Genomic DNA, 26,481 nt, shown 5'->3' on the forward strand with positions numbered 1-26,481 from the left:
CATGCGGTGAACGAACTGCCGCAGCAGCTGGTCAACGGCCTGCTACTAGGATCCATGTACGGGCTGGTCGCCATCGGCTACACAATGGTCTACGGCATTGTCCAGCTCATCAACTTCGCCCACGGCGAGATATTCATGACGGGAGCGTTCGGCGCTCTCACCGTCTGGCTGTGGCTCCCCGGCGGCACCAGCATGTGGATCGCGCTGCCGCTGATGATCATCGGCGCCGTCGTCGTCGCGGTCGCCATCGCCGTCGGAGCGGAACGGTTCGCCTACCGGCCTCTCCGCAACGCCCCGCGTCTCGCACCCCTGATCACCGCCATCGGCCTCTCGCTGGCGCTCCAGCAGGCGGTGTGGGCCTGGTACCCGGAGGCGAAGTCCGCGCGCACCTTCCCGCAGATCGCGGGCGGCCCGTTCGAGATCGGCAGCGTCACCATCCAGACCGGCGACATCTTCCTCGTCGTCGCGGCCCCGATCAGCATGGCGGTCCTCGCCTACTTCGTGATGAAGACCCGCACCGGCCGCGGCATGCAGGCCACCGCGCAGGACCCGGACACCGCCAAGCTGATGGGCGTCAACACCGACCGCATCATCGTGATCGCGTTCGCACTCGGCGCCGCGTTCGCCGCCGTCGGGGCCGTCGCCTACGGCCTGAAGTACGGCGAGATCAACTTCCGGATGGGCTTCATCCTCGGTCTCAAGGCGTTCACCGCGGCCGTCCTCGGCGGCATCGGCAACATCTACGGAGCCATGATCGGCGGCGTGGTCCTCGGCGTGGCCGAGACCCTGGCCACCGCCTACATCGCCGACATCCCGGGCATGGACAAGTTCGGCAGCCAGTCCTGGGCCGACGTCTGGGCCTTCGTACTCCTCATCCTCGTACTGCTGTTCAGGCCACAGGGCCTGCTCGGCGAGCGCGTCGCGGACAGGGCGTGAGACCGATGACCACACAGACCACCGCACCCGACACTCCCAGCGCCCGCAAGGCCGACACCCCCTCCGGCCTGCTGCCCCTGCCCGAGAAGGCCGCCCGCGGCCTCGCCCTCGGCGGCAGCGCGCTGACGATCGTCTCCGCCTTCCTCGCCTGGACCTGGACCCCCGACTTCCCCGGCGACCTCACCGTCTACGGCTACCCGGGCGGCCTACAGGTCCTCGTCCTCATCGGCGCACTCCTCGCCACCCTGTTCGCGCTGGCCTCCTACGGCGTCCGCGGCCTGGGATGGCTGGTCCCCGCCGGCCCCGCCGCGGCCCTGAAGTTCGCCACCCTCGCCACCTTCGCCACCAGCTGGTACACCGTCCTCGCGATCAGCGTCGACCTCGGCGGACTCGTCAACCTGGAGCCCGGCGGCTTCCTCGTCGCCATCGGCAGCCTCGCCGCCCTGGCCGGCGCCCTGGCCCTGCCCTTCCAGCGCCCCGAGCCCGAGCCGATCGACCCCGACGACACCGGCTGGGAGAAGTTCAAGCACGGTGCCGCGTACAAGTGGGAGACCACCAAGGCGCTCTTCGCCGCCGGTGCCCCCCGGCCCGTCGCCACCCTGCCGTCGTACGCCGAGATCCTGATCATCGTCGCGATGCTCGCCCTCGGCCTGGTCGTCTTCACCTACGGCATCGGCACCGAGTACGACGAGCTGTTCATCGGCTTCCTGATCACCGCCGGCTTCGGCTTCGCCGCCCTCAACAAGGCCGGCCTGATCGCCCACGCCTCGCAGATCGCCTCCCGGCACACGAACATCACCATCTGCGGCGCCTTCGTCGCGGCGGCGCTGTTCCCCTTCACCCAGACCAACGACCAGTACGCGACCCTCGGCGTCTACATCCTGATCTTCGCCACCGTCGCCCTCGGCCTGAACATCGTCGTCGGCCTCGCCGGCCTCCTCGACCTCGGATACGTCGCCTTCCTCGGCGTCGGCGCCTACGCGGCCGCCCTGGTCTCCGGCTCCCCCAGCTCGCCGTTCGACGTGCACTTCCCGTTCTGGGCCGCCGTACTCGTCGGCGCCGCCGCCTCCCTCGTCTTCGGCGTGCTCATCGGCGCCCCGACGCTCCGGCTGCGCGGCGACTACCTCGCCATCGTCACCCTCGGCTTCGGTGAGATCTTCCGCATCACCGCGAACAACCTCGACGGCACCTCCGGACCCGACCTCACCAACGGCTCCAACGGCGTCTCCTCGATCCCGAACCTCGACGTCCTCGGCTTCGACTTCGGCGCCCAGCACGACATGGGCGGCTTCACCATCGGCCGGTTCGCCAACTACTTCTTCCTGATGCTGATCATCACCGCGGTCGTGGTGCTGGTCTTCCGCCGCAGCGGAAACTCCCGCATCGGACGTGCCTGGGTGGCCATCCGCGAGGACGAGACCGCCGCGCTCGCCATGGGCATCAACGGCTTCCGGGTCAAGCTCATCGCCTTCGCCGTCGGCGCCTCCCTCGCCGGCCTCGCGGGCACCGTCCAGGCCCACGTCACCTACACCGTGACGCCCGAGCAGTACCTGTTCGCCGGTCCCATCCCGCCCAACTCCGCCTTCCTGCTCGCCGCGGTCGTCCTCGGCGGCATGGGCACCATCAGCGGTCCGCTGATCGGCGCGGCCCTGCTCTTCCTGATCCCGAACAAGCTCCAGTTCCTCGGCAACTACCAGCTCTTCGCCTTCGGTCTCGCGCTCATCCTGCTGATGCGGTTCCGCCCCGAGGGCCTCATCCCCAACCGGCGCCGCCAGCTCGAGTTCCACGAAGAGGCGGAAGCACCCACCCTCCTGACGAAGGCGGGGGCCTGACCACCATGACCACCGACACCACCACGAAGGACACCACCCCCGGCGCCTCCGTGCCCGGCGAGACCGTCCTCGACGCCCGCGGCGTGACCATGCGCTTCGGCGGCCTGACCGCCGTACGCGGCGTCGACCTCACCGTCAACGCAGGCGAGATCGTCGGCCTGATCGGCCCCAACGGCGCCGGAAAGACCACCTTCTTCAACTGCCTGACCGGCCTGTACGTCCCCACCGAGGGCGAGGTCCGCTACAAGGGCAACGTCCTGCCGCCCAAGTCCTTCAAGGTCACCGCGGCCGGCATCGCGCGCACCTTCCAGAACATCCGCCTGTTCGCCAACATGACGGTCCTGGAGAACGTGCTCGTCGGCCGGCACACCCGCACCAAGGAGGGCTTCTGGTCGGCCGTGCTGCGCGGCCCCGGCTTCCACAAGGCCGAGAAGGCCTCCAAGGAACGGGCCATGGAGCTGCTGGAGTTCGTCGGCCTCGACCACAAGGCCGAGCACCTCGCCCGCAACCTGCCCTACGGCGAGCAGCGCAAGCTGGAGATCGCCCGCGCCCTGGCCAGCGAGCCCGGACTGCTGCTCCTCGACGAGCCGACGGCCGGCATGAACCCGCAGGAGACCCGGGCCACCGAGGAACTGGTCTTCGCCATCCGGGACATGGGCATCGCCGTCCTCGTCATCGAGCACGACATGCGCTTCATCTTCAACCTGTGCGACCGCGTGGCCGTGCTCGTGCAGGGCGAGAAGCTGATCGAGGGCGACAGCGCGACCGTCCAGGGCGACGAGCGCGTGGTCGCGGCCTACCTCGGCGAGCCCTTCGAGGACGCGCCCGGCGCCGAGGAGGTGGCCGAGGTGGAGGCCGCCGAGGCACACGCCGAGGCAGACGCCGACACCACGGCCCCGGGCGCCGACACCACGACCGACGCCGCGCCCGGCAAGGAGAACGACCGATGACCGCACTGCTCGAAGTCGAGGACCTGCGGGTCGCCTACGGCAAGATCGAGGCCGTCAAGGGCATCTCCTTCAAGGTCGAGGCCGGTCAGGTCGTCACCCTCATCGGCACCAACGGCGCCGGCAAGACCACCACCCTGCGCACGCTGTCCGGACTGCTGAAGCCGGTCGGCGGACAGATCAAGTTCAACGGCAGGTCGCTGAAGAAGGTCCCCGCCCACCAGGTGGTCTCCCTGGGCCTCGCCCACTCCCCCGAGGGGCGGCACATCTTCCCGCGCATGAGCATCGAGGACAACCTGCGCCTCGGCGCGTTCCTGCGCAACGACAAGCCGGGCATCGAGAAGGACATCCAGCGCGCCTACGACCTCTTCCCCATCCTCGGGGAGCGGCGCAAGCAGGCCGCGGGCACCCTCTCGGGCGGTGAGCAGCAGATGCTGGCCATGGGCAGGGCGCTGATGTCCCAGCCGAAGCTGCTGATGCTGGACGAGCCGTCGATGGGTCTGTCGCCGATCATGATGCAGAAGATCATGGCGACGATCGCCGAACTGAAGGCGCAGGGCACGACGATCCTGCTGGTCGAGCAGAACGCCCAGGCGGCGCTCTCGCTCGCCGATCAGGGGCATGTCATGGAGGTCGGCACCATCGTCCTGTCCGGCACGGGGCAGGACCTGCTGCACGACGAGTCGGTCCGGAAGGCCTACCTGGGCGAGGACTGACCGTTCGGGTACGACAGAGGCCCGCGCCCCCTTCTCCGGGGCGCGGGCCTCGTCGTACGAGCGGCGCTCAGCCCTTCTTGGCCGACTTCTTCTCCTCGCTGTCCGCGATGACCGCCTCCGCGACCTGCTGCATCGACATGCGGCGGTCCATGGAGGTCTTCTGGATCCAGCGGAACGCGGCCGGCTCGGTCAGGCCGTACTCGGTCTGGAGGATGGACTTCGCGCGGTCGACCAGCTTGCGGGTCTCCAGCCGCTGGGAGAGGTCCGCGACCTCCTGCTCCAGCTGCTTCAGCTCGGTGAACCGGGAGACGGCCATCTCGATCGCCGGGACGACGTCGCTCTTGCTGAACGGCTTGACCAGGTAGGCCATGGCACCGGCGTCCCGGGCGCGCTCGACGAGGTCGCGCTGCGAGAAGGCGGTGAGCATCAGGACCGGCGCGATGGACTCCTCGGCGATCTTCTCGGCCGCGGAGATGCCGTCCAGCTTGGGCATCTTCACATCCAGGATGACCAGGTCCGGCTTGTGCTCGCGGGCCAGCTCGACGGCCTGCTCACCGTCCCCGGCCTCGCCGACGACGGTGTACCCCTCCTCCTCCAGCATCTCTTTCAGGTCGAGCCGGATCAGGGCCTCGTCCTCGGCGATGACGACACGGGTCGTCAGCGGAGGCACGTGCGACTTGTCGTCGTCGGGCACGTCTACGGGCTGGGGCGACTCGGGGGCGGTCACTGAGGCTCCTTGGTACGGGGCAGGCCGGTACTGCTGACAAGAGCCTACCTAGCTACGGTATGGTGGACGCGCGGAGGGTAGCCTCCAACCTTTGTTTTGCAGGAAGCCCCGGTAGCCCAGCGGGAGAGGCACGGTGCTCAAACCACCGACAGCGTGGGTTCGAATCCCACCCGGGGCACTTTCCTTCGATTCCAAGGTCAGCTCGTAATGCGGAGGATCACATTCGCGTGATCTTCCGCCTTTTGCTGCGTGTCGCCGTGATCACTCTCGCATGGTGTCCACATGTACGACATCAGCACACGCAAACGAGCCCTCGCACTGGTGGGTCAGGGCCGAAGCCTGAACTCCGTGAGCAAGGAAATGGGTGTCTCACGACGCGCGATCACTTGCTGGCTGAGCCGGCTGGAGCCACTGTCTCGAACCCCTCCCTGCGTCCGATGTCAAGAATTCCCGAGGATCCCAGAAGACCGCCCGGCGTACGCCTACCTGCTCGGACTCTATTTGGGCGACGGCTACATCATCTCCAAGCCGAGGCAGCACTACCTCATGGTCACGTGCACCGCGTCCTGGCCCGGACTGGTCGATGCCGCCGAAGACGCCATGCGTCGGGTCCTGCCCGAGCCCAGCATCAGTCGTCTTGCACGGACAGGCTGTATCGACGTCAAGTCCTACACGAAGCACTGGGTGTGTCTCCTGCCCCAGCATGGTCCAGGCAAGAAGCACGAGCGCCCCATCGTCCTCGAACCCTGGCAGCAAGCCATCGTCGACGCCCACCCCTGGGTTTTCGTCCGGGGACTCATCCATTCCGACGGCTGCCGGATCACCAACTGGACGACCCGGATGGTCGGCGGTGAGCGCAAGCGGTACGAGTATCCGCGCTACTTCTTCACCAACAAGTCGGACGACATCCGGGGCCTGTACACGGACACCCTCGACAAGCTCGGCGTCGAGTGGACGCACTGCACCCGCGACGGGAACGCGTACAACATCTCCGTCGCCAAGAAGGCCTCCGTCGCCCTCATGGACACCCACGTCGGCCCCAAGCACTGAGCGGGGCCGCCCGTCACTTCGGGCTGTCGTCCTCGCCGATGTGGTGGACGCGGACCATGTTGGTCGAGCCGGAGACGCCGGGCGGGGAGCCGGCCGTGATCACCACGACGTCGCCCTTCTGGCAGCGGCCGTACTTCAGCAGCAGTTCGTCCACCTGGTCGACCATGGCGTCCGTGGAGTCCACGTGCGGGCCGAGGAAGGTCTCCGCGCCCCAGGTGAGGCTGAGCTGGGAGCGGGTGGCCGGCTCCGGGGTGAAGGCGAGCAGCGGGATCGGCGAGCGGTAGCGGGAGAGCCGGCGGGCGGTGTCCCCCGACTGGGTGAACGCCACCAGGAACTTCGCGCCGAGGAAGTCGCCCATCTCGGCGGCGGCCCGGGCCACCGCGCCACCCTGGGTGCGCGGCTTGTTCCGCTCGGTCAGCGGCGGCAGGCCCGCCGCCAGCATGTCCTCCTCGGCCGCCGCGACGATCTTTGCCATGGTGCGCACGGTCTCGACCGGGTACTTGCCGACGCTGGTCTCGCCGGAGAGCATCACCGCGTCGGTGCCGTCGAGAACAGCGTTGGCGACGTCCGAGGCCTCGGCGCGGGTGGGCCGGGAGTTCTCGATCATCGAGTCGAGCATCTGGGTGGCGACGATCACCGGCTTGGCGTTGCGCTTGGCGAGCTTGATGGCGCGCTTCTGGACGATCGGCACCTGCTCCAGCGGCATCTCCACGCCCAGGTCACCGCGTGCGACCATCAAGCCGTCGAAGGCGGCCACGATGCCGTCGAGGTCGGCCACGGCCTGCGGCTTCTCGACCTTGGCGATCACCGGGAGGCGGCGGCCCTCGTCGGCCATGATCCGGTGCACGTCCACGACGTCGTCGCCGCTGCGGACGAAGGAGAGGGCGATCACGTCGAAGCCGGTGCGCAGCGCCCAGCGCAGGTCGTCCTCGTCCTTCTTTGAGAGGGCGGGGACGGAGACGGCCACGCCGGGGAGGTTCAGGCCCTTGTGGTCGGAGATGACCCCGCCTTCGACCACCCGGGTGCGCACGCGGGGGCCGTCGACGTCGGTGACCTCCAGGCAGACCTTGCCGTCGTCGACGAGGATGCGCTCGCCGGGGGCGACGTCGGCGGCGAGGCCGGCGTGGGTGGTGCCGCACCGGTGGCGGTCGCCGTCGACGCCTTCCTCCACGGTGATGGTGAAGGTGTCGTCGCGTTCAAGGAGTACCGGTCCTTCGGCGAAGCGGCCGAGCCGGATCTTCGGTCCCTGAAGGTCGGCGAGGATTCCGACGCTGCGGCCGGTCTCGTCGGCCGCCTTTCGCACGCGCTGGTACCGCTCCTCGTGCTCGGCGTGGGTGCCGTGGCTGAGGTTGAACCGGGCGACGTCCATTCCGGCCTCGACCAGTGCCTTGATCTGGTCGTACGAGTCGGTGGCGGGCCCCAGTGTACAAACGATCTTTGCTCGGCGCATGAGTCGAGCCTATGGCTTACCGGCGGGTAGAGAATTGGCGCCGTATGACCACTCAACGGACTTTCGGCAAAGGCTTATTGACAAGTGTTGAATTGTGCGGCGGTTCGCTCCTATGAGCGATGGTCACCAGATCGCAACCTTCCGGACCTGTTGCCGTAAGTCATGCTCAGGTCAGAATCTACGCGCGTTGTTATCCCGCGCGTTGTTGTGCCACCGCCAAGGAGACCGAGAGATGCCGTTGAACCGCCGGAAGTTCCTGAAGAAGTCCGCCGCCACCGGAGCGGGAGTGGCGATCGCCGGCGCGGCGGCGGCTCCGGCGGCCGAGGCCTCGGAGGCCATGAAGCCCGGGCACCCGGTGAAGCGGTACTCCCTGACCGTCATGGGCACCACCGACCTGCACGGGCACGTCTTCAACTGGGACTACTTCAAGGACGCCGAGTACGCCGACAAGGCGGGCAACGCGATGGGCCTCGCCCGTATCTCCACCCTGGTCGAGCAGGTGCGCAAGGAGAAGGGCCGCTGCAACACGCTGCTCCTGGACGCCGGTGACACCATCCAGGGCACCCCGCTCACCTACTACTACGCCAAGGTGGACCCGATCACCGCCGAGGGCGGCCCGGTGCACCCGATGGCGCAGGCGATGAACGCGATCGGGTACGACGCGGCTGCCCTCGGCAACCACGAGTTCAACTACGGCATCGAGACGCTGCGGAAGTTCGAGGACCAGCTCGACTTCCCGCTGCTCGGCGCCAACGCCGTGGACGCGAAGACGCTGAAGCCCGCCTTCCCGCCGTACTTCATGAAGACGTTCCACGTGCCGGGCGCCAAGCCGGTCAAGGTCGCCGTGCTCGGCCTGACCAACCCGGGCATCGCGATCTGGGACAAGGCCTATGTCCAGGGCAAGCTCGCCTTCCCGGGCCTGGAGGAGCAGGCCGCCAAGTGGGTGCCGAAGCTGAAGTCGATGGGCGCCGACGTGGTGGTCGTCTCGGCGCACTCCGGCACCTCGGGCACCTCGTCGTACGGCGACCAGGTGCCGTACGTGGAGAACGCGGCGGCCAACGTGGCCCAGCAGGTGCCGGGCATCGACGCGATCCTGGTCGGCCACGCGCACCTGGAGATCCCGGAACTGAAGGTCGTCAACGAGAAGACCGGCAAGACGGTCGTCCTCTCCGAACCGCTGTGCTACGCCGAGCGGCTCACCCTCTTCGACATCGAGCTGGTGTTCAGCAAGGGCCGCTGGGAGGTCGAGTCGGTCTCCGCCTCGCTGCGCAACTCCAACACCGTCGCCGACGACCCGAAGATCACCAAGCTGCTCACCGACGAGCACAAGAAGGTCGTCGCGTACGTCAACCAGGTCGTGGGCCGGGCGACCGAGACCCTGACGACCGTCGACGCCCGCTACAAGGACGCTCCGATCATCGACCTGATCACCAAGGTCCAGGAGGACGTGGTCAAGGCCGCGCTGGCGGGCACCGCGTACGCCTCGCTGCCGGTGATCGCCCAGGCCTCGCCGTTCTCCCGGACCTCCGAGATCCCGGCCGGCGACGTCACCATCCGGGACCTGTCGAGCCTGTACGTGTACGACAACACGCTGGTCGCCAAGCTGCTGACGGGCGCCCAGGTGCGCGCCTACCTGGAGTACTCGGCGGAGTACTACGTCCAGACGGCCGCCGACGCCACGGTCGACGTGGAGAAGCTGACCAACGCCGGTGGCCGCCCGGACTACAACTACGACTACGTCTCGGGTCTGTCGTACGACATCGACATCGCCCAGCCGGCCGGGTCGCGGATCAGGAACCTGACCTTCAACGGGGCCACGCTGGACGACGCCCAGCAGTTCGTGCTCGCCGTGAACAACTACCGGGCCAACGGCGGCGGCGCCTTCCCGCACGTCGCCACGGCCAAGGAGCTGTGGTCGGAGTCGACCGAGATCCGCACCCGGATCGCGGAGTGGGTCACCGCGAAGGGTGTCCTGGACCCGAAGGAGTTCGCGTCGGTGGACTGGAAGCTGGTGCGCGACGGCAAGCCGGTCTTCTAGAGCCTGGTAGGTCCTCCGGAGCCGCAGCGGTGACAGGTCGAGGCGTCGGCGCTCACCTTCCCTCGACCAGCGGAGTGAGCCGCTGCGGCTGCCTGCCCTGCGGCACCCGGGCCGCGGGCTCCACGAGTCCGAACGAGGTGAAGGCGGTCCGGGACGGCAGCGGGTACGGCTCCTTCCCCGTGAGCGAGTTGAGGATGGTGGCGCTGCGCCAGGCGGCGAGGCCGAGGTCCGGGGCGCCGACGCCGTGCGTGTGCAGCTCGGCGTTCTGGACGTAGACCGAGCCGGTGACCGAGGGGTCCAGCACGAGGCGGAACTCCTCGTCGACGCGCGGGCGTTCGCTGCTGTCGCGGCGGATGTAGGGGTCCAGTCCGGCGAGGATGCGGCCGAGGGGGCGTTCGCGGTAGCCGGTGGCGAGGACGACGGCGTCGGTGGTGAGCCGGGAGCGGCTGTCCTGCTGGAGGTGCTCCAGATGCAGCTCGATCTTGCTGGTGGCGACCCGGCCGGCGGTGCGGACGCGGACGCCGGGGGTGAGGACGGCGTCGGGCCAGCCGCCGTGCAGGGTGCGCCGGTACAGCTCGTCGTGGATGGCGGCGAGGGTGCAGGCGTCGATGCCCTTGTACAGCTGCCACTGGGCGGCGGTCAGCCGGTCGCGGACGGGCTCGGCGAGGGCGTGGAAGTAGCGCGTGTAGTCGGGCGTGAAGTGCTCCAGGCCCAGCTTGGAGTACTCCATGGGCGCGAACGCCTCGGTACGGCCGATCCAGTGCAGCTTCTCCTGGCCGGCCGGACGGTGCCGGAGCAGGTCCAGGAAGACCTCGGCGCCGGACTGTCCGGAGCCGACGACGGTGACATGCCCGGCGGCGAGGATGCTGTCGCGGTGGTCGAGGTAGTCGGCGGCGTGGACGACGGGCACGCCGGGCGCGTCCACCAGGGGCCTGAGGGCATCGGGCACGTAGGGGGCGGTGCCGACGCCGAGGACGACGTTGCGGGCGTAGGTACGGCCGAGGGCCTCGGCCTCGCCGTCGGCGTCGAGCTGGGTGTAGTCGACCTCGAACACGTCCCGTTCGGGGTTCCAGCGGACGGCGTCGACCTGGTGGCGGAAGCGCAGCCCGGGCAGCTGCCCGGCGACCCAGCGGCCGTAGGAGTCGTACTCGGCGCGCTGGATGTGGAAGTGCTCGGCGAAGTAGAAGGGGAAGAGCCGCTCGCGGGTCTTCAGGTAGTTGAGGAAGCTCCAGGGGCTGGTGGGGTCGGCGAGGGTCACCAGGTCGGCGAGGAACGGCACTTGGACGGTGGCGCCATCGATGAGCAGCCCGGGGTGCCAGTCGAAGCCGGGGCGCTGTTCGTAGAAGACGGCGTCGAGTTCGGCGAGCGGCTGGGCGAGTGCGGCGAGGGAGAGGTTGCAGGGGCCGATGCCGACGCCGACCAGGTCGCGTGGGGAGGTGGGCTCGTGGCGTGGGGGGTGGGTCATCCGGGGAAGCTTCTTTCGGCGAGTTCGACGTGTTTGAGCAGGTGGGCCAGGTCGTCCGGCCGGGTGTGGGGGTTGAGGACGGTGGCCTTGAGCCAGAGCCGTCCGTCGAGCCGGGCGCGGCCGAGGACGGCCCGGCCCTCGTGCAACAGCCGTCGGCGGACGGCGGCCACGGCGTCGTCGTCGGCCTCGGCCGGCCGGAACAGGACGGTGCTGATGACGGGCCGGTCGTACAGCTCGAAGCCGGGGTGCTCGCGGATCAGGGCGGCGAACTCGCGGGCCCGGGCGCAGACCTGGTCGACCAGGGCGCCGAGCCCGCTGCGGCCCAGCGCCTTCAGGGTGACGGCGATCTTCAGGATGTCGGGGCGGCGGCTGGTGCGCGGGGAGCGGCCGAGCAGGTCGGGGAGGCCGGCCTCGGTGTCGTCGTCGGCGTTCAGGTAGTCGGCGCGCTGGTGGAGTGCGGCGAGTTCGTGCGGGCGGGCGACGGCGAGGAGTCCGGCGGCGACCGGCTGCCAGCCGAGCTCGTGCAGGTCGAGGGTGACGGTGTGGGCGGCTTCGAGTCCGGCGAGTTTGTCGCGGTGCCGGTCGCTGAGGAGGAGGCCGCCGCCGTAGGCCGCGTCGATGTGCAGCCGGGCGCCGTGGGCGGTGCACAGGCCGGCGATCTCGGGCAGTGGGTCGATGAGGCCGGCGTCGGTGGTGCCGGCGGTGGCGGCGACGAGCAGCGGGCCGGGGAGCGCGGTGAGGGCCTCGTGGAGGGCGGCCGGGTCCAGGGTGCCGTTCGGTGTCGGGATGACGACCGGGTCGGGCAGGCCGAGCAGCCAGGCGGCGCGTGGCAGCGAGTGGTGGGCGTTCGCGCCGCACACGAGGCGCACGCCGCCGCCGTGCGCCTCGCGGGCGAGCAGCAGCGCGAGTTGGTTGGACTCGGTGCCGCCGGTGGTGACGAGGGCGTCGGCGAGTCCGGCCGTACGGGCGAGGGTGCGGGTGACCGCGGCCTCCAGGGCGGAGGCGGCCGGGGCCTGGTCCCAGGAGTCCAGGGAGGGGTTGAGGGCGCTGGCGGCGAGGTCGGCGGCGGTGGCCACGGCGAGCGGCGGGCAGTGCAGATGGGCCGCGCACAGCGGGTCGGCGGGGTCGGCGGAGCCCGCGGCGAGCGCGTGCACGAGGGCGCGCAGGGCGTCCGGGTCGCCGGTGTCCGGCAGGACGTCCCCGAGGGCGTCGGCGACGCGCGCGGCGACGGCGTCCGGTCCGCCGGCGGGCAGCGGTCCGCCCCGCTCGTCGCGGCCTGCCGCGAGGGCGTCGAGCACGGTGTCGAGGAGGGGCCGCAGGGCGTCGGGACCGGCGGCGCCGGAGGCCAGGGGCGGCAAGGCATCGGGACCGGCGGGACCGGAGGCGAGGGGCGGCAGGCTCATGGGCTCTCCTGCGCTCATGGGCTCTCCTCCGGGCAGGGGAACGTCCGGCGGGCATCCGGGGCCCGGGGCTTCCGGCGTGTGGGTGGAGTTCCAGCTTGTACCGGAAGAGTGCCCTGTGTCCCGGAAGCCGGGCGAACGAAACCCGAAAGTGTGTACTGCCGTACCCGGAAGAGGCGTTGGGCCGCTGGGGTTCCCTGGGGCTACGCCCGGAAGTCGGCGGCGTGGTCCCGGGCCCACCGGGCGAAGGTGCGGGCCGGGGTGCCGGTGAGCTTCTCCACCGTGCCCGTGATCTCCGGAGGCACGCCGACGGTCGCCGCGAAGGTCTCCAGCAGTCGTTCGAGCATCTGCGGCGGCACGTGGGGGAACAGCTCCGGGCCCGCCTCGGCCGGGTCGGTCTCCACGAAGGTCAGCTTCCTGCCGAGGGCCTCGCCTATCGCCGCGACCTGGTCGGCGTTGCTGATCGCCGCGGGCCCGGTCAGCCGGTGCGCGGCGCCCTCGTGCCCGCCGTCGAGGAGGACGCGCTCGGCGACGGCCGCGATGTCGTCCTCGTGGATCGGGGCGGAGAGCCCGCCCGCGAAGACGCCCCGGACGGTGTCGCCCGCGCGGATCTGCGACGCGTACTGGAGTGCGTTGGTGGCGAAGGCGTTGGGGCGCAGAAACGTCCAGGCGACCCCGCTGTCGCGGATCTGCCGCTCGGCGGTGGCGTGCAGGATGTGGATGGGGTGGGTCGCGTCGGCGCCCTCCTGGATGATGCCGCTGGAGAGCAGGACGACGTGCCGCGCGCCGTGCTCGCGGGCCGCCGCCAGCAGCGCGGCCGTGGTCGCCTGCGCGTACAGGAACAGCTTCGTCGCCCCGGCGAACAGGGCGGCGGGCTCGTCGGGGTGGAACCGCACCACCTCGGCCCGGTCGGGCAGCGCGGCCCGCCGCGGATCGCGGGTCAGTGCCCGGACGGGCTGTCCCGTGGCGAGGAGACGGTCGACGAGGGCTCGGCCGACGTTGCCGGTCGCGCCGGTCACTACGATCACGGTGCCGCCTTTCGTGGGATTCGTTGCTCCCTGACCCGCCCGAGCTTAGGAAGGGCGGCCGGTCCGCCGCATCATCGGCAGGGACCAGCCGCGTCCTACGTCGTCGGACCTACGCCACCCTTCTCCGGCCTCCTCTCCTCGCCTACTCCGCCCGCTCCTCGCCGCGCACCTTCAGGGCGCGGGACAGGTCGTCCAGGCGGTCGGCGAGGGTGCGGCGCAGGGCCGGGGTGATGTCGGCGTCGCGCAGGCAGGCCTCGCCGAGCCGCAGGTGCTCGGCGTCGACGGCGTGGGCGGGGAAGCACCAGCGGCCGGCGGCGACGGCGATGGCGGGGCCGCGGCGGGCGGCGACGGCGACCGCGTCCGCGTAGAAGCGCGGCACGTACTCCCGCACCAGCTCGGCCTGTTCGGGCTGCCAGAAGCCCTGGGCGGTGGCCGTGAAGAGGTAGTTGGACAGGTCGTCGCCGGCGAACATCGCCTCCCACGCGGCGCGCTTGGCCTCCGGGTCGGGCAGGGCGGCACGGCAGCGGGTGGCGCCCTCCTGGCCGGTGGCGCTCGGGTCGCGCGCCAGCTCGGCGGCGATGGCGTCCTCGTCGGTGGCGCCGAGCACGGCGAGCCGGGCGAGGATGCGCCAGCGCAGCTCGGGGTCGAGTTCCGGTCCGCCGGGCACCGTGCCGTCGGCGAGCCAGGCGGCGATGGTCTCGGGGTGGGCGGCCACGTCGATCAGGTGCCGTACGGCGATCAGCCGCAGGCCGGGGTGGTCGCCGTCCTCGGTGCGTCGCAGCAGGTCGCGGCAGAGCGAGGTGAGGGTGGCCAGGGCGGCCGGGCGGTCCTCCGGTGTCAGGTACTGGTCGGCGAGCTGGCCGGCGGCGAAGGCGAGGACGCCCTCGGCGACGGCCAGGTCGGTCTCGTGGGGCAGATGGGCGCGGGCCGTATCCAGGTAGGCGGCGGGCGGAAGTTCGCCGTCGCGGACGGCGTCCCTGAGGGCGTTCCAGACGACCGCGCGGGTGAGCGGGTCGGGCAGGCCGGACAGGCTGGTGCGGAGCGTCTCGAAGGACGCGGCGTCGAACCGGATCTTGGCGTAGGTGAGGTCGCCGTCGTTGAGGAGGACCAGTGCGGGGCGCTTGCCGATGGGCTGCGGAGCGGCCTGCGGGACGTCGAGGTCGATGCGCTCACGCAGCACCAGCCGGCCCTCCCCGGCGACGTCGTGGTCGTACAGGCCGGCGCTGAGGCGGTGCGGGCGGCTGCCCGCGCGGTCGGCGGTCAGCGCGCAGGTGCCGCCGGAGGAGACGATCTGGGGGGTGAGTGTGTCGACGCCGGTGGTGCGCAGCCAGCTGTCGGCCCAGGCGTGCACGTCGCGGTCGGTGGCCGAGGCGAGGGAGTCGATGAAGTCGGCGAGGGTGGCGTTGCCGAACTTGTGCCGCGCGAAGTGGGCGTTGATGCCGGCGAGGAAGTCCTTCTCGCCGAGCCAGGCGGCCAGCTGGCGCAGCGCGGAGGCGCCCTTGGCGTAGGAGATGCCGTCGAAGTTGAGCAGGGCGGAGGCCGTGTCGTCGACGTTCTCGGGGGCGACCGGGTGGGTGGTGGGCCGCTGGTCGGCGTCGTAGCCCCAGGACTTGCGGGTGACGCCGAACTCGGTCCAGGGGTCGGTGAAGCGGGTGGCCTCGGCGGTGGTCTGGTAGCCCATGTACTCGGCGAAGGACTCGTTCAGCCAGATGTCGTCCCACCACTTGAGGGTGACGAGGTCGCCGAACCACATGTGGGCCATCTCGTGCGCGATGACCATGGCGCGGGTCTGCCGCTCGGTGTCGGTGACGGCGGAGCGGTAGACGAAGTCGTCGCGGAAGGTGACCAGGCCCGGGTTCTCCATGGCGCCCGCGTTGAACTCGGGGACGAACGCCTGGTCGTAGGAGTCGAACGGGTACGGTTCCTCGAACTTCTCGTGGTAGCGGTCGAAGCACGCGCGCGTGACGTCGAGGATCTCGTCGGCGTCGGTGTCGAGGTGCGGTGCGAGCGAGCGGCGGCAGTGGATGCCGAAGGGCAGTCCGCGGTGCTCGGTGCGCACCGAGTGCCAGGGGCCGGCGGCGACGGCGACCATGTAGGTGGAGACCGGCGGGGTGGGCGCGGCCTGCCAGAGGCCGTCACCGCGGTGCTCGGTGACGCCGTTGGCGAGGACGCTCCAGCCCTCGGGTGCCCGGACGGAGACCTCGAAGACGGACTTCAGGTCGGGCTGGTCGAAGGCGGCGAAGACGCGCTGGACGTCGTCCAGGAACATCTGCGTGTAGACGTACGTCTCGCCGTCGCTCGGATCGGTGAAGCGGTGCATGCCCTCGCCGGTGCGGGAGTAGCGCATGACCGCGTCGACACGCAGTTCGTGCTCGCCGGCGGTGAGGTTCTTCAGCGGCAGCCGGTCCTCGCACAGCGACTCCGGGTCGAGCGGCTGTCCGTCGAGCGTGACACCGCGCAGCTCGGCGGGCTTCAGCTCGACGAACGTGTCCCCGTCGGACCGCGCCGTGAACCGGATCGCGGTACGGGAGTCGAAGGTCTCGCCACCGGTCGTGAGGTCCAGTTCGACCGTGTACCGGTGGACGTCGAGGAACTGTGCTCGGAGCTGCGCTTCGTCGCGCGTGAGTACGGACATGCAGGCCATGCTGCCTGATGCGGCTGACAGCGCACAGGGGCGGATCGGTACACGGCTTTTGTCCCCTGCGCGCCCCCCTGGTCGCTCACCTGGTCGGGCCCTTGGGGCCCCCGGTCAGGGCCCTGCTCAGTCCTCGTGCGCCGGCTGTCCGTTGTGGGTGTCCTCGGCGATGCGTTCGTGGTGCCGGATCACCTCGGCGATGATGAAGTTCAGGAACTTCTCGGCGAACGCCGGGTCGAGCTTGGCGTTCTCGGCGAGGCGGCGCAGCCGTTCGATCTGCCGGGCCTCGCGGGCCGGGTCGGCGGGCGGCAGCTGGTGCAGCGCCTTGAGCCGGCCGACCTGCTGGGTGCACTTGAAGCGCTCGGCGAGCATGTGGACGACGGCCGCGTCGATGTTGTCGATGCTGTCGCGCAGCCGCTCCAGTTCCTGGCGGACCCGGGGGTCGTCGGCACCGGTGCCGGTGTTGCTGGTGGTCATGGGGGCCCACCCTATGCGTTTCACGGGCCGGGCCCTATGGGGTGTCCGGAGAGTGGATCATCGGCGGATCGCCGGGGTCGGGGACGCGGTCGCTCCAGCCGCCGGGGACGGTACGGCCCTGCTGGGCGCGGAACCGGACGGGGGCGAGGCCGACGCGCCGGGTGAACAGCCGGGAGAAGTAGGCGGGGTCGTCGTAGCCGACGCGGCGGGCGACGGCGGCGACGGGCAGCTCGGTGCCGGCGAGGAGTTCCTTGGCCCGGCCGAGCCGGATGCCGAGCAGGTAGTCCTTCGGGGTGCACCCGGCCGCCCGGCGGACCGCGTCGCGCAGCTCGGCGGTGGTCATCCCGTGCCGGGCGGCGTGGTCGGCGACGCTCATCGGCGTGCAGGCGTCCCGGGCCAGGGCCGCCAGCACCTGGTCGCCGTCGGGGGTGAGATCGGCGCGGGCGCGGCGCAGCGCGACGAGGAGTTCGTGGACGGCGGCGCCGGTCTCCACCTCCAGCAGGGGGTTGCCGCGGCGGGCGGCCCGGACGACGCGGGCGATGACCGCGCGCGGGCCGGCGGCGTCGGAGAGCGGGACGACGGGCCGGTCGGGTTCGATGTAGCCGAGGTCGCGGTAGGCCGCCGTGGCGGGCCCGGTGAAGTCGACGAACCCCTCGTCCCAGCCGGTGTCCGGGTCGGGCGCGTAGTGGTGGGGGACGCCGGGGGTGAGCCACAGCAGCGCGGGCGCGGTGACGGTCGTACGGCGGCCGTCGGCGCCGCGGTACCAGCCGCCGCCCTCGCTGATCACCACGGCGACGTGGTGATCCAGGGTGCGCGGGCCGACCGTGGGCAGCGCGCCGTGCTGGAGGCCGACGCCGAGGCAGGCCAGGCCGAGGCGGTGGTGGGCGGGGCCGGGGGTGAGGAACCGCATCCAGGTCTGGTACATCGGCGCTCCTCCCGGCGTGCCGCGCGCCGCGTTTTCGGGGGCGAGACAGCGCCGGTCTTCTTCTTGTCCGAGCGGCGCCGACTTCCGTTTGTCCAAGCAGCGCCGATCTTCGTCCATGGCGCCGGTCGCCGGAAGGGGGTGAGGCTGGGGCGCATGGACAAGATCACGGTGGGGGACGGCGGATGAGCGAGTTTTCGGTCGGGGAGTCCGAGTTCCTGCTGGACGGGCGGCCGGTGCGGCTGCTGTCCGGGGCGCTGCACTACTTCCGGGTGCACGAGGCCCAGTGGGGGCACCGGCTGGCGATGCTGCGGGCGATGGGCCTGAACTGCGTGGAGACGTATGTCCCGTGGAACCTGCACGAGCCGCGTCCGGGCACCTTCCGGGACGTGCGGGCGGTCGGCCGGTTCCTGGACGCGGTCCGTGAGGCGGGCCTGTGGGCGATCGTGCGGCCGGGTCCGTACATCTGCGCCGAGTGGGAGAACGGCGGGCTGCCGGCGTGGCTGACGGGCGAGCCGGGCACGCGCGCGCGTACGCGTGTCGAGCGCTCCATGGTCCACGTCCGGAACTGGTTCCACCGGCTGCTGCCCGAGATCGTGCCCCGCCAGATCGACCGCGGCGGCCCCGTGCTCATGGTCCAGGTGGAGAACGAGTACGGCAGCTACGGCAGCGACACCGGCTATCTGGAGGAGCTGGCCGACGTGCTGCGCGCCGAGGGCGTCAGTGTTCCGCTGTTCACGTCGGACGGCCCGGAGGACCACATGCTGACCGGGGGTTCGCTGCCCGGTGTGCTCGCCACGGTGAACTTCGGCTCCCACGCGCGCGAGGCGTTCGGGACGCTGCGCCGCCACCGCCCCGGAGGCCCGCTGATGTGCATGGAGTTCTGGTGCGGCTGGTTCGACCACTGGGCCGGCGAGCATGTCGTACGGGATACGGCCGAGGCCGCCGAGGCGCTGCGGGAGATCCTGGAGTGCGGGGCGTCGGTGAACCTCTACATGGCGCACGGCGGCACGAGCTTCGGGGGCTGGGCGGGCGCCAACCGGCGCGGCGGCGAGCTGCACGAGGGCCCGCTGGAGCCGGACGTGACCTCGTACGACTACGACGCGCCGGTGGACGAGTACGGCCGCCCCACGGAGAAGTTCTGGCGCTTCCGCGAGGTGCTGGCCGCGTACCGGCCCGGCCCGCTGCCCGGCCTGCCCTCCCAGCCCGCCGCACTGGGCGCCCCGGCCGAGGCCGCGCTCACCGGCTGGGCGCCTCTGGCCGATGTCCTGGAGGCGCTGGGCGGCCCGGAGACGGTCGGCCCCGTGCCGCCCACGTTCGAGGAACTGGGGATCACCCGGGGCCTCGTGCGCTACACGGTGGACGTGCCCGGCCCCCGCCGGCCGTACCCGCTGACCGTGCGGGGGCTGCGGGATCTCGCGGTGGTGTACGTCGACGGGGAGCGGGCCGGGGTGCTCACGGAGGAGGAGCCGCGGCTGAGGGAGCCGGTCGCGGGGCCCGCGCGCGTGGAGCTGTGGGCGGAGTCCCTGGGGCGGGTGAACTACGGGCCCCGGCTCGGCGAGGCGAAGGGTGTCACCGGCGGCGTCCTGCACGAGCGGCAGTATCTGCACGGGGTACGCGCGCGTGGGCTGGATCTGGACGCGTTCGCCGACGGGGTGGACGCGGTGCCCTTCGGCGCGCTGCCCGGGGAGGGGGCGCCGGGGCTGTACCGGGGCACGGTCACGGTCCACGGGGCCGGGGACGCCCGGCTGGAGCTGCCGGGCGGGACGCGCGGCTTCGTCTGGATCAACGGTTTCGACCTGGGCCGTTACTGGGCGGTGGGCCCGCAGCGGTCGCTGTACGTGCCCGGGCCGGTGCTGCGGGAGGGCGAGAACGAGGTGTGGCTGCTGGAGCTGGACGGGGGTGCACCGGACCGGTCGGCGCCGCGCCTGCTGCCCGTGTGACCGGCCGACGGCTGGGGGTCCCGCCCGCTGCCCGTATGGCCGGCCCCCCAGCGGGTCCCGCCCGCTGCCCGTGCGACCGGCCACCCACTGGGGGTCCCGCCCGCTGCCCATATGGCCGGCCACCCACGCGGGTCCCGCCTGCTGCCCATTTGGCCGACCACCCACTGGGGGCCCCGCCCGCTACCCGTGTGCCGGCCGCCCACTGGTGCTCTTCCCGCCTGCCGTCCGTGTGACGGCCGCCCGACGGGGCCGCCCAACGGGCCCTTCCCGCCTCCCGTCCCGCCTACAGTGGAAAGGAGTTCCGGCGTCTTCAGGGGGTGCCGACGTGGTGAACGGCGGACCTGTCCAGCACGGCTACCCGCACCTGGAGACGGTGCGGGCCGCCATCACCGCGCTGTACCGGCGCCTGTCCCGCGACACCATCGAGACGTTCTCGGCCAGCGTGGCCCCGGCCGACGTGACCTTCTGCGACACCGACGACCTGCACCTGGGCGCGCAGCGCGTGGCCCGGGAGATCGTGCGGCACTTCCGGCTGCCGGACGCACGGCTGATCGTCGGCTTCCGGGAGATGACCCACGCGGCGAACGTCGAACTGGCGGCGGGCCCCGAGTACTTCGTCGAGCTGAACGACCGCTTCCGCACCCACCGCAGGGACATCGGCGCCGCGCTCGCCCACGAGGTGGCGCACGTCTATCTGCACCGCCTGGATCTCGCCTTCCCCACCACCGCGGAGAACGAGATCCTCACGGACACGGCGACGACCTATCTGGGCGCGGGCTGGCTGCTGCTGGACGCCTACCGGGAGGACGGGGTCTCGTCGCAGAAGCTCGGCTATCTCACCCCGGAGGAGTTCGGTTACGTCCTGGCCAAGCGGGCCCTGCTCTTCCAGGAGGATCCCTCGGTGTGGTTCACCAGTCCGCAGGCCTACACCGCCTACGTCAAGGGGATGACCCGGGCCCGCCAGGACGGGCAGCAGCCGCCGCTGACCGGGGCCGGCTGGGCGGGCCGCCGCCGCTACGCCCACGACCGCCGGCAGGCCTCCGGTGCCCCGCCGACGGCCCCGTACGCCTTCGCCCCCGACAGCGGCGGCCACCTCGGGGTGACCTTCCCGTGCCCGACCTGCCACCAGCGGATCAGGGTGCCGGTGCGGGGGCGGGTACGGGCGCGGTGCGGGTTGTGCCGGACGGTGCTGGAGTGCGACACGTAGCCTCGTCGCCGCGTCACTGCCGAGTTGCCGCCCGCCCGGCCCGGTCGGCTGACGAGCGCGGGCCGACGGTGTTGTCCTTCGCGGGGTCGCGGTGTCAGCCCGCCTGTTCCGGCATCGCTGAGCCATGGAGAAGATCCCGGACGCTCCCGCACGGCTCAGTTCGTAAGCCACCGCACGGCTCAGTCCGCAAGCCACCGCACGCTTACCTCGTAAGCCACATCCCACTCACCGCATAAGAGGTACCCGCGGGCTCCCTACGCCCCGTACGCCCGCCCCGGCGGCTCCGTCCGTGCCAGCAGCTTCCGGGTCGCCTCCCCCGCCTCCGCCGGTGTCCAGCGTGCCCCCTTGTCGGCGGTGGGGCCGGGGCGCCAGCCCTCCATGACGGTGATCCGGCCGCCCTCCGCCTCGAACACGCGGCCGGTCACGCCCGCGCTCCCGGCCGAGCCGAGCCAGACGACGAGCGGGGAGACGTTCTCGGCCGCCATGGCGTCGAAACCGGTGGCCGGGGCCGCCATGGTCGCGGCGAAGGTACGTTCCGTCATGCGGGTGCGGGCGGCGGGCGCCACGGCGTTGACCTGGACGCCGTAGCGGGCCAGTTCGGCCGCCGCGACGAGGGTGAGCCCGACGATCCCGGCCTTGGCGGCGCTGTAGTTGCCCTGCCCGACCGAGCCCAGCAGGCCGGCGCCGCTGCTGGTGTGCACGACCCGGGCCACCGGGGTGCGCCCGGCCTTGGCCTCGGCCCGCCAGTGCGCGGCGGCGTGCTTCAGCGGCAGGAAGTGGCCCTTGAGGTGGACGCGGATCACGGCGTCCCAGTCGTCCTCGCCGAGATTGACCAGCATGCGGTCGCGCAGGAATCCGGCGTTGCTGACGAGCGTGTCCAGCCGGCCGTACGTCTCGACGGCCGTGCGGATCAGGTCGGCCGCGCCCTCGCCGGTGGCGATGTCGGCGCCGTGGGCGACCGCGTCACCGCCCGCCGCCCGGATCTCGGCCACGACGGTGTCCGCCGGCCGCTCGGCGTCCGGGGCGCCGTCCAGGGCGACCCCCAGGTCGTTGACGACGACCCGGGCGCCCTCCGCCGCGAAGGCCAGGGCGTGGGCGCGGCCGAGCCCCCGGCCGGCACCGGTGACGACGACGACCCGGTCCGCGCAGATTCCGCTCATCTCAGCTCTCTTTCCTTCTGGTCGACGCGTCGGGGACGTGGGGTGCGGCGGCGTCCAGGAAGGCCGGCCGTTCCCCGCCGCCGTGCACGTGCAGGCTCGCCCCGCTGATGTAGGCGGCGGCGTCGGAGGCGAGGAAGACGGCGGCGGCGCCGACGTCGGCGGGGAGGGCCAGCCGGCCCAGCGGGACGGTGCGGGAGACGGCGGCGACGCCGTCGGGGCCGCCGTAGTGCAGGGGGGCCAGGTCGGTGTGGACCATGCCGACGACGAGCGTGTTGACGCGGATCTCCGGCGCCCACTCCACGGCCATGGAGGCGGCCAGGTTCGCGAGCCCGGCCTTGGCCGCGCCGTAGGCGGCCGAGCCGGGTGAGGGGCGACCCCCGCTGACGCTGCCGACCATCACGATCGAGCCCCTGCTGCGCCTGAGGTGGTGGTAGGCGGCGAGGGACGCGGTCAGCGGGGTGATCAGGTTCAGCTCGATGACCTTGGCGTGCCGTTCGGCGTCCGCGTCGGCGAGGTGCCGGTACGGGGTGCCGCCGGCGTTGTTGACGAGGACGTCCAGCCGGGGAAGCCCGGCGAAGAAGGCCCGGACGGCGGGCGGGTCGCGCAGGTCGAGGGGGGTGAACTCGACGTCGGCGCAGGGCTGTTCGGGCGGTCTGCGGGCGCAGGCCAGGACCCGGGCGCCCGCCTCGGCGAAGGCCCGGGCGATGCCCGCGCCCACGCCCCGGGTGCCGCCGGTGACCACCACGGTGCTGCCGCGCAGTGACTTGTCCACAGGGCCGGTTGCCACAGGGGCGTTGTCCACAGGGCCGTTGTCCACAGGGCCTCCCGGTTGTCCGCGCCGACTGCTAGCTTCGAAGCCTCGCACCTAACAAATGTTTGGTGGAAAGGTAGCTGATGCGCCCATGGGTGTCTCCCGTTCGTCCCCGGAAAAGGGGATTTCCGTAGTCACCGTCGACTACCCGCCGGTCAACGCACTGCCGGTGCGCGGCTGGTTCGACCTGGCCGACGCCGTGCGCGCGGCCGGACGGGACCCGGAGATCCGGTGCGTGGTCCTGGCCGCGGCGGGGCGCGGGTTCAACGCGGGCGTGGACATCAAGGAGATACAAGCGGCCGGACAGGAGGCGCTGATCGGCGCGAACCAGGGCTGCGCGGAGGCCTTCGCGGCGGTCTACGACTGCGAGACACCGGTCGTCGCGGCGGTGCAGGGCTTCTGCCTGGGCGGCGGGATCGGCCTGGTGGGCACCGCGGACGCGGTGGTGGCGAGCGAGGACGCCGTCTTCGGGCTGCCCGAGCTGGACCGGGGCGCGCTGGGCGCGGCGACCCATCTGGCCCGACTGGTCCCGCAGCACCTGATGCGCGCGCTGTACTACACCGGGCGCACGGCGAGCGCCGCCGAGCTGCACGGGCACGGCTCGGTCTGGCGGGTGGTGCCGCGCGGTGAGCTGGCGGGGGCCGCGCTGGAGCTGGCCCGGGAGATCGCCGCCAAGGACGGACGGCTGCTGCGCATGGCCAAGTCGGCCATCAACGGCATCGATCCGGTCGACGTGCGCCGCAGCTACCGCTTCGAGCAGGGCTTCACGTTCGAGGCCAACCTCAGCGGCCTGGCCAACCGGGTCCGCGACACGTTCGGGAAGCCAGAGGGCTCTGGGACGCCGGGAAACCGCGGGAAGCCCGGGGACCCCGGAAGGTTCGGGAAGGAGGGGGTGTAGATGGGCGACAAGACGATGACCGCCGAGGAGGTGGTCTCCCGGCTGGCGAGCGGGATGACCCTCGGCATCGGCGGCTGGGGCTCCCGCCGCAAGCCGATGGCGCTGGTCCGGGCGCTGCTGCGGTCGGACATCGGCGATCTGACGGTCGTCTCGTACGGCGGCCCGGACGTCGGCATGCTGGCCGCCGCCGGCCGGATCCGCAAGCTGGTCACCGCCTTCGTCACACTGGACTCCCTCCCGCTGGAACCCCACTACCGGGCGGCGCGCGAGCGCGGCGGCTTCGCGCTGACGGAGGTCGACGAGGGGATGCTCCAGTGCGGGCTGCGGGCGGCGGCGCAGCGTCTGCCCTTCCTGCCGGTGCGGGCGGGGCTCGGCTCGGACGTCATGCGGGTCACCCCGGCCCTCAGAACGGTGACGTCGCCGTACGCGGACGGGGAGACGCTCGTGGCCATGCCCGCGCTGCGGCTGGACGCGGCCCTGGTGCACGTCAACCGCGCCGACCGGCTGGGCAACGGGCAGTACCTCGGCCCGGACCCGTACTTCGACGACCTGTTCTGCGAGGCGGCGGACGCGGCCTACGTCTCCTGCGAACAGCTCGTGGACACGGCCGAGTTGACCAAGTCGGCCGCCCCGCAGTCGCTGCTGCTCAAGCGGCTGGCGGTGACGGGTGTGGTGGAGGCCCCGAACGGCGCGCACTTCACGTCCTGCGCGCCGGAGTACGGCAGGGACGAGGAGTTCCAGCGGCGGTACGCGACCACGCCCTGGCCGGAGTTCGCCGCCCGCTTCCTCGGCGCGGACGAGGCCGCCTACCGGGCGGCGGTCCGGGACTGGCGGAAGGAGGAGGAGCGATGACGGCCACCCGCGCCGAGTACTGCGTGATCGCCTGCGCCGAGGCCTGGCGCGGCGCCGGGGAGGTCCTGGCCAGCCCCATGGGCCTGATTCCCTCGCTGGGCGCGCGGCTGGCCCGGCTCACCTTCGCGCCGGACCTGCTGCTGACCGACGGCGAGGCCCTGCTGGTCCGCCCCGACGGCACACCGGAGGGCTGGCTGCCCTACCGTCAGCACCTGGAGCTGGTGGCGGGCGGCCGGCGGCACGTGATGATGGGCGCGAGCCAGCTCGACCGGTACGGCAACCAGAACATCTCCTGCGTCGGCGACTGGGCGCACCCCCGCAGACAGCTGCTCGGAGTGCGCGGAGCGCCGCTCAACACGCTGAACAATCCGACGAGTTACTGGGTCCCCCGACACTCCCGGCGGGTGTTCGTGGAGCGGGTGGACATGGTGTGCGGGGTGGGGTACGACCGGGCGGCCGGGCTGGGTCGCGCGGCCCGCTTCCACCACCTCGCGCGGGTCGTCACCGACCTCGGCGTCTTCGACTTCGCCACCCCCGACCACTCCATGCGGCTGGTCTCGGTGCATCCGGGGGTGAGCGTGGGGCGGGTGCGGGAGGCGACGGGGTTCCCGCTGGCCGTGCCGGACGACGTGCCGTGCACCCGGGAGCCCGGGGCGGAGGAGCTGCGGCTGATCCGTGAGGTGCTGGACCCGGCGGCGGCACGCTCGCGCGAGGTGCCGGAAGGGACGGAGAGCTGATGGAGACCGCGCTCACCCGGCTGGTCGGGGTCCGCCATCCGATCGTGCAGACCGGGATGGGGTGGGTGGCCGGGCCGCGCCTGGTCTCGGCGGCGGCGAACGCCGGCGCCCTCGGCATCCTGGCCTCGGCGACGATGACGCCGGACCAACTGCGGGACGCGATACGGGAGGTGCGGTCCCGCACCGGCGCGCCGTTCGGGGTGAACCTCCGGGCCGACGCGGGCGACGCCCCGGACCGGGTGCGGATCCTGCTGGAGGAGGGTGTCCGGGTGGCCTCCTTCGCGCTGGCCCCCTCCGCCGAGCTGATCGCCGAACTGAAGGCGGCGGGAGTGGTGGTGATCCCGACGGTCGGCGCCCGGCGGCATGCCGAGAAGGTGGCGGCCTGGGGTGCGGACGCGGTGCTCGTACAGGGCGGCGAGGGCGGCGGGCACACCGGCGAGGTGGCGACGAGCGTGCTGCTGCCGCAGGTCGTGGACGCGGTGCGGATACCGGTCGTGGCGGCGGGCGGCTTCTTCGACGGGCGGGGGCTGGTCGCGGCGCTGGCGTACGGGGCGGCCGGGGTGGCGATGGGCACGCGGTTCCTGCTCACCTCCGACTCGACGGTGCCGGACGCGGTGAAGACCAGATACCTCGCGGCGACGGTCCGGGACGTCACGGTGACCCGGGCGGTGGACGGACTGCCGCACCGCATGCTGCGCACCGACCTGGTGGCGGCGCTGGAGCGGTCGGGCCGGATACGCGGCTTCGCGCACGCGGCGCGGCGGGCGGCAGGCTTCCGGCGGCTGTCGGGGCTCACCTGGCGGCGGCTGGTCCGCGAGGGCCTCGCCCTCCGGCGCGACAAGGAACTGTCCTGGAGTCAGGTGCTGCTCGCCGCGAACACGCCGATGCTGCTGAAGTCGGCGATGGTGGACGGCCGTACGGATCTGGGGGTGATGGCGGCGGGGCAGGTCGCCGGGGTGATCGACGACCTGCCGTCGTGCGCGGAACTGGTGGACCGGATCATGAAGGAGGCGGAGGAGGTGCTGACCGGACTGACGGGGCTGAGAGCGGCCCGGTGACGGTTGACATGACCGCCGGTCGACCGCCGTCCCGCCGCTCCGTCACAGCCGTTCGGCGACCACCACCCGGCCGCTGCCCCACCGCCGTCCGGCGATCGTCGCCCGGCCGCTGCCCCACCCCTGCGTCACAGCCGCTCGGTGATCGCCACCCGGCCGCTGCCCCACCCCCGCCCGCCGCTCCGTCACAGCGTT

The 26,481-nt window shown here is 71.9% G+C and carries 22 protein-coding genes and 1 tRNA gene; 13 read left to right on the plus strand and 10 right to left on the minus strand.

Features of this window, described 5'->3' with window-relative positions; all coding sequences use genetic code 11:
* Positions 1-6: 6 nt before the first annotated feature.
* From ACZ4WH_RS06210 to ACZ4WH_RS06225, 4 genes are read left to right on the plus strand one after another with little or no spacing between them, the layout of a single operon-like run.
* Positions 7-936: a branched-chain amino acid ABC transporter permease gene (locus tag ACZ4WH_RS06210; RefSeq protein ID WP_468177110.1), complete on the plus strand. Its 930-nt coding sequence runs from the start codon at positions 7-9 to the stop codon at positions 934-936.
* A gap of 5 nt (positions 937-941) precedes the next feature.
* Positions 942-2,768 (plus strand): branched-chain amino acid ABC transporter permease, encoded by a 1,827-nt coding sequence (locus tag ACZ4WH_RS06215; RefSeq protein WP_468177112.1) that lies wholly within the window; start codon positions 942-944, stop codon positions 2,766-2,768.
* A gap of 5 nt (positions 2,769-2,773) precedes the next feature.
* Positions 2,774-3,718, plus strand: a complete 945-nt coding sequence (locus ACZ4WH_RS06220) for an ABC transporter ATP-binding protein (protein ID WP_468177114.1) — start codon at positions 2,774-2,776, stop codon at positions 3,716-3,718.
* A complete protein-coding gene (locus tag ACZ4WH_RS06225; protein ID WP_468177116.1) occupies positions 3,715-4,431 on the plus strand; it encodes an ABC transporter ATP-binding protein in 717 nt (238 codons plus the stop codon). Before ACZ4WH_RS06220 ends, ACZ4WH_RS06225 begins: the two co-directional genes overlap by 4 nt.
* 67 nt (positions 4,432-4,498) lie before the next feature.
* Here the strand turns inward: ACZ4WH_RS06225 and ACZ4WH_RS06230 are convergent, their stop codons facing one another.
* Entirely contained in the window at positions 4,499-5,158 is a 660-nt protein-coding gene (locus ACZ4WH_RS06230) for an ANTAR domain-containing response regulator (RefSeq protein WP_468177118.1), read from the minus strand.
* Positions 5,159-5,263: 105 nt separating this feature from the next.
* Here ACZ4WH_RS06230 and ACZ4WH_RS06235 point away from each other — a divergent pair.
* Positions 5,264-5,336, plus strand: a tRNA-Leu gene (locus ACZ4WH_RS06235).
* A gap of 104 nt (positions 5,337-5,440) precedes the next feature.
* A complete protein-coding gene (locus ACZ4WH_RS06240; protein WP_468177120.1) occupies positions 5,441-6,208 on the plus strand; it encodes a transcriptional regulator in 768 nt (255 codons plus the stop codon).
* A 13-nt stretch (positions 6,209-6,221) separates the two neighbouring features.
* Here the strand turns inward: ACZ4WH_RS06240 and pyk are convergent, their stop codons facing one another.
* Complete coding sequence (pyk, locus tag ACZ4WH_RS06245) at positions 6,222-7,658, minus strand: pyruvate kinase (RefSeq protein WP_468177122.1); 1,437 nt, start codon at positions 7,656-7,658, stop codon at positions 6,222-6,224.
* 232 nt (positions 7,659-7,890) lie between these two features.
* Between pyk and ACZ4WH_RS06250 the strand changes: the two genes are divergently transcribed.
* Complete coding sequence (locus ACZ4WH_RS06250) at positions 7,891-9,696, plus strand: bifunctional metallophosphatase/5'-nucleotidase (protein WP_468177124.1); 1,806 nt, start codon at positions 7,891-7,893, stop codon at positions 9,694-9,696.
* A gap of 52 nt (positions 9,697-9,748) precedes the next feature.
* Here the strand turns inward: ACZ4WH_RS06250 and ACZ4WH_RS06255 are convergent, their stop codons facing one another.
* From ACZ4WH_RS06255 to ACZ4WH_RS06280, 6 genes are all read right to left on the minus strand, one after another.
* Entirely contained in the window at positions 9,749-11,161 is a 1,413-nt protein-coding gene (locus tag ACZ4WH_RS06255) for a lysine N(6)-hydroxylase/L-ornithine N(5)-oxygenase family protein (protein WP_468177126.1), read from the minus strand.
* On the minus strand, positions 11,158-12,564 hold the full coding sequence (locus ACZ4WH_RS06260) for a pyridoxal phosphate-dependent decarboxylase family protein (RefSeq protein ID WP_468177421.1): 1,407 nt from the start codon (positions 12,562-12,564) through the stop codon (positions 11,158-11,160). The genes ACZ4WH_RS06255 and ACZ4WH_RS06260 overlap by 4 nt, the downstream gene beginning before the upstream one ends.
* 200 nt (positions 12,565-12,764) lie before the next feature.
* Positions 12,765-13,589, minus strand: coding sequence for an NAD(P)H-binding protein (locus ACZ4WH_RS06265; protein ID WP_468177128.1), 825 nt, complete (start codon positions 13,587-13,589; stop codon positions 12,765-12,767).
* Between the two features lie 142 nt (positions 13,590-13,731).
* Positions 13,732-16,224, minus strand: coding sequence for an aminopeptidase N (pepN, locus tag ACZ4WH_RS06270; RefSeq protein WP_468177130.1), 2,493 nt, complete (start codon positions 16,222-16,224; stop codon positions 13,732-13,734).
* Between the two features lie 126 nt (positions 16,225-16,350).
* On the minus strand, positions 16,351-16,701 hold the full coding sequence (locus ACZ4WH_RS06275) for a chorismate mutase (RefSeq protein ID WP_468177132.1): 351 nt from the start codon (positions 16,699-16,701) through the stop codon (positions 16,351-16,353).
* 34 nt (positions 16,702-16,735) lie between these two features.
* Positions 16,736-17,626 (minus strand): helix-turn-helix domain-containing protein, encoded by an 891-nt coding sequence (locus ACZ4WH_RS06280; RefSeq protein ID WP_468177134.1) that lies wholly within the window; start codon positions 17,624-17,626, stop codon positions 16,736-16,738.
* 182 nt (positions 17,627-17,808) lie between these two features.
* Here ACZ4WH_RS06280 and ACZ4WH_RS06285 point away from each other — a divergent pair, with 182 nt between their 5' ends.
* On the plus strand, positions 17,809-19,566 hold the full coding sequence (locus tag ACZ4WH_RS06285) for a glycoside hydrolase family 35 protein (RefSeq protein WP_468177136.1): 1,758 nt from the start codon (positions 17,809-17,811) through the stop codon (positions 19,564-19,566).
* 325 nt (positions 19,567-19,891) lie between these two features.
* The gene (locus ACZ4WH_RS06290; protein WP_468177138.1) at positions 19,892-20,773 is read left to right on the plus strand and encodes a hypothetical protein; all 882 of its coding nucleotides are present in this window, start codon (positions 19,892-19,894) and stop codon (positions 20,771-20,773) included.
* A gap of 254 nt (positions 20,774-21,027) precedes the next feature.
* Here the strand turns inward: ACZ4WH_RS06290 and ACZ4WH_RS06295 are convergent, their stop codons facing one another.
* Together ACZ4WH_RS06295 and ACZ4WH_RS06300 are read right to left on the minus strand one after the other, a co-directional pair.
* On the minus strand, positions 21,028-21,933 hold the full coding sequence (locus ACZ4WH_RS06295; protein WP_468177140.1) for an SDR family oxidoreductase: 906 nt from the start codon (positions 21,931-21,933) through the stop codon (positions 21,028-21,030).
* Position 21,934: 1 nt separating this feature from the next.
* Complete coding sequence (locus ACZ4WH_RS06300) at positions 21,935-22,720, minus strand: SDR family oxidoreductase (protein ID WP_468177142.1); 786 nt, start codon at positions 22,718-22,720, stop codon at positions 21,935-21,937.
* Between the two features lie 115 nt (positions 22,721-22,835).
* On the opposite strand from ACZ4WH_RS06300, the gene ACZ4WH_RS06305 reads away from it, so the two are divergent.
* Genes ACZ4WH_RS06305 through ACZ4WH_RS06320 form a run of 4 tightly spaced genes read left to right on the plus strand, consistent with a single transcriptional unit; the run spans position 22,836 to position 26,289 of the window.
* Complete coding sequence (locus tag ACZ4WH_RS06305; RefSeq protein ID WP_468177144.1) at positions 22,836-23,642, plus strand: enoyl-CoA hydratase family protein; 807 nt, start codon at positions 22,836-22,838, stop codon at positions 23,640-23,642.
* Positions 23,643-24,494: a CoA transferase subunit A gene (locus ACZ4WH_RS06310; RefSeq protein WP_468177146.1), complete on the plus strand. Its 852-nt coding sequence runs from the start codon at positions 23,643-23,645 to the stop codon at positions 24,492-24,494. It begins immediately after the preceding gene.
* Positions 24,491-25,231: a CoA-transferase subunit beta gene (locus ACZ4WH_RS06315; RefSeq protein ID WP_468177148.1), complete on the plus strand. Its 741-nt coding sequence runs from the start codon at positions 24,491-24,493 to the stop codon at positions 25,229-25,231. Before ACZ4WH_RS06310 ends, ACZ4WH_RS06315 begins: the two co-directional genes overlap by 4 nt.
* Positions 25,231-26,289 (plus strand): NAD(P)H-dependent flavin oxidoreductase, encoded by a 1,059-nt coding sequence (locus ACZ4WH_RS06320; protein ID WP_468177150.1) that lies wholly within the window; start codon positions 25,231-25,233, stop codon positions 26,287-26,289. The genes ACZ4WH_RS06315 and ACZ4WH_RS06320 overlap by 1 nt, the downstream gene beginning before the upstream one ends.
* The last annotated feature ends 192 nt before the right edge of the window (positions 26,290-26,481 follow it).

It is taken from the genome of Streptomyces sp. NPDC029138, assembly GCF_055564375.1.

Bases quoted from the DNA above. Each gene is read 5' to 3' on its own strand.
- ACZ4WH_RS06215 (WP_468177112.1), top strand. From the start codon at position 942: ATGACCACACAGACCACCGCACCCGACACTCCCAGCGCCCGCAAGGCC.
- ACZ4WH_RS06220 (WP_468177114.1), top strand. From the start codon at position 2,774: ATGACCACCGACACCACCACGAAGGACACCACCCCCGGCGCCTCCGTG.
- ACZ4WH_RS06225 (WP_468177116.1), top strand. From the start codon at position 3,715: ATGACCGCACTGCTCGAAGTCGAGGACCTGCGGGTCGCCTACGGCAAG.
- ACZ4WH_RS06240 (WP_468177120.1), top strand. From the start codon at position 5,441: ATGTACGACATCAGCACACGCAAACGAGCCCTCGCACTGGTGGGTCAG.
- pyk (WP_468177122.1), bottom strand. From the start codon at position 7,658: ATGCGCCGAGCAAAGATCGTTTGTACACTGGGGCCCGCCACCGACTCG.
- ACZ4WH_RS06250 (WP_468177124.1), top strand. From the start codon at position 7,891: ATGCCGTTGAACCGCCGGAAGTTCCTGAAGAAGTCCGCCGCCACCGGA.
- ACZ4WH_RS06255 (WP_468177126.1), bottom strand. From the start codon at position 11,161: ATGACCCACCCCCCACGCCACGAGCCCACCTCCCCACGCGACCTGGTC.
- ACZ4WH_RS06260 (WP_468177421.1), bottom strand. From the start codon at position 12,564: ATGAGCCTGCCGCCCCTCGCCTCCGGTCCCGCCGGTCCCGATGCCTTG.
- pepN (WP_468177130.1), bottom strand. From the start codon at position 16,224: ATGTCCGTACTCACGCGCGACGAAGCGCAGCTCCGAGCACAGTTCCTC.
- ACZ4WH_RS06275 (WP_468177132.1), bottom strand. From the start codon at position 16,701: ATGACCACCAGCAACACCGGCACCGGTGCCGACGACCCCCGGGTCCGC.
- ACZ4WH_RS06280 (WP_468177134.1), bottom strand. From the start codon at position 17,626: ATGTACCAGACCTGGATGCGGTTCCTCACCCCCGGCCCCGCCCACCAC.
- ACZ4WH_RS06285 (WP_468177136.1), top strand. From the start codon at position 17,809: ATGAGCGAGTTTTCGGTCGGGGAGTCCGAGTTCCTGCTGGACGGGCGG.
- ACZ4WH_RS06295 (WP_468177140.1), bottom strand. From the start codon at position 21,933: ATGAGCGGAATCTGCGCGGACCGGGTCGTCGTCGTCACCGGTGCCGGC.
- ACZ4WH_RS06305 (WP_468177144.1), top strand. From the start codon at position 22,836: ATGGGTGTCTCCCGTTCGTCCCCGGAAAAGGGGATTTCCGTAGTCACC.
- ACZ4WH_RS06310 (WP_468177146.1), top strand. From the start codon at position 23,643: ATGGGCGACAAGACGATGACCGCCGAGGAGGTGGTCTCCCGGCTGGCG.
- ACZ4WH_RS06315 (WP_468177148.1), top strand. From the start codon at position 24,491: ATGACGGCCACCCGCGCCGAGTACTGCGTGATCGCCTGCGCCGAGGCC.
- ACZ4WH_RS06320 (WP_468177150.1), top strand. From the start codon at position 25,231: ATGGAGACCGCGCTCACCCGGCTGGTCGGGGTCCGCCATCCGATCGTG.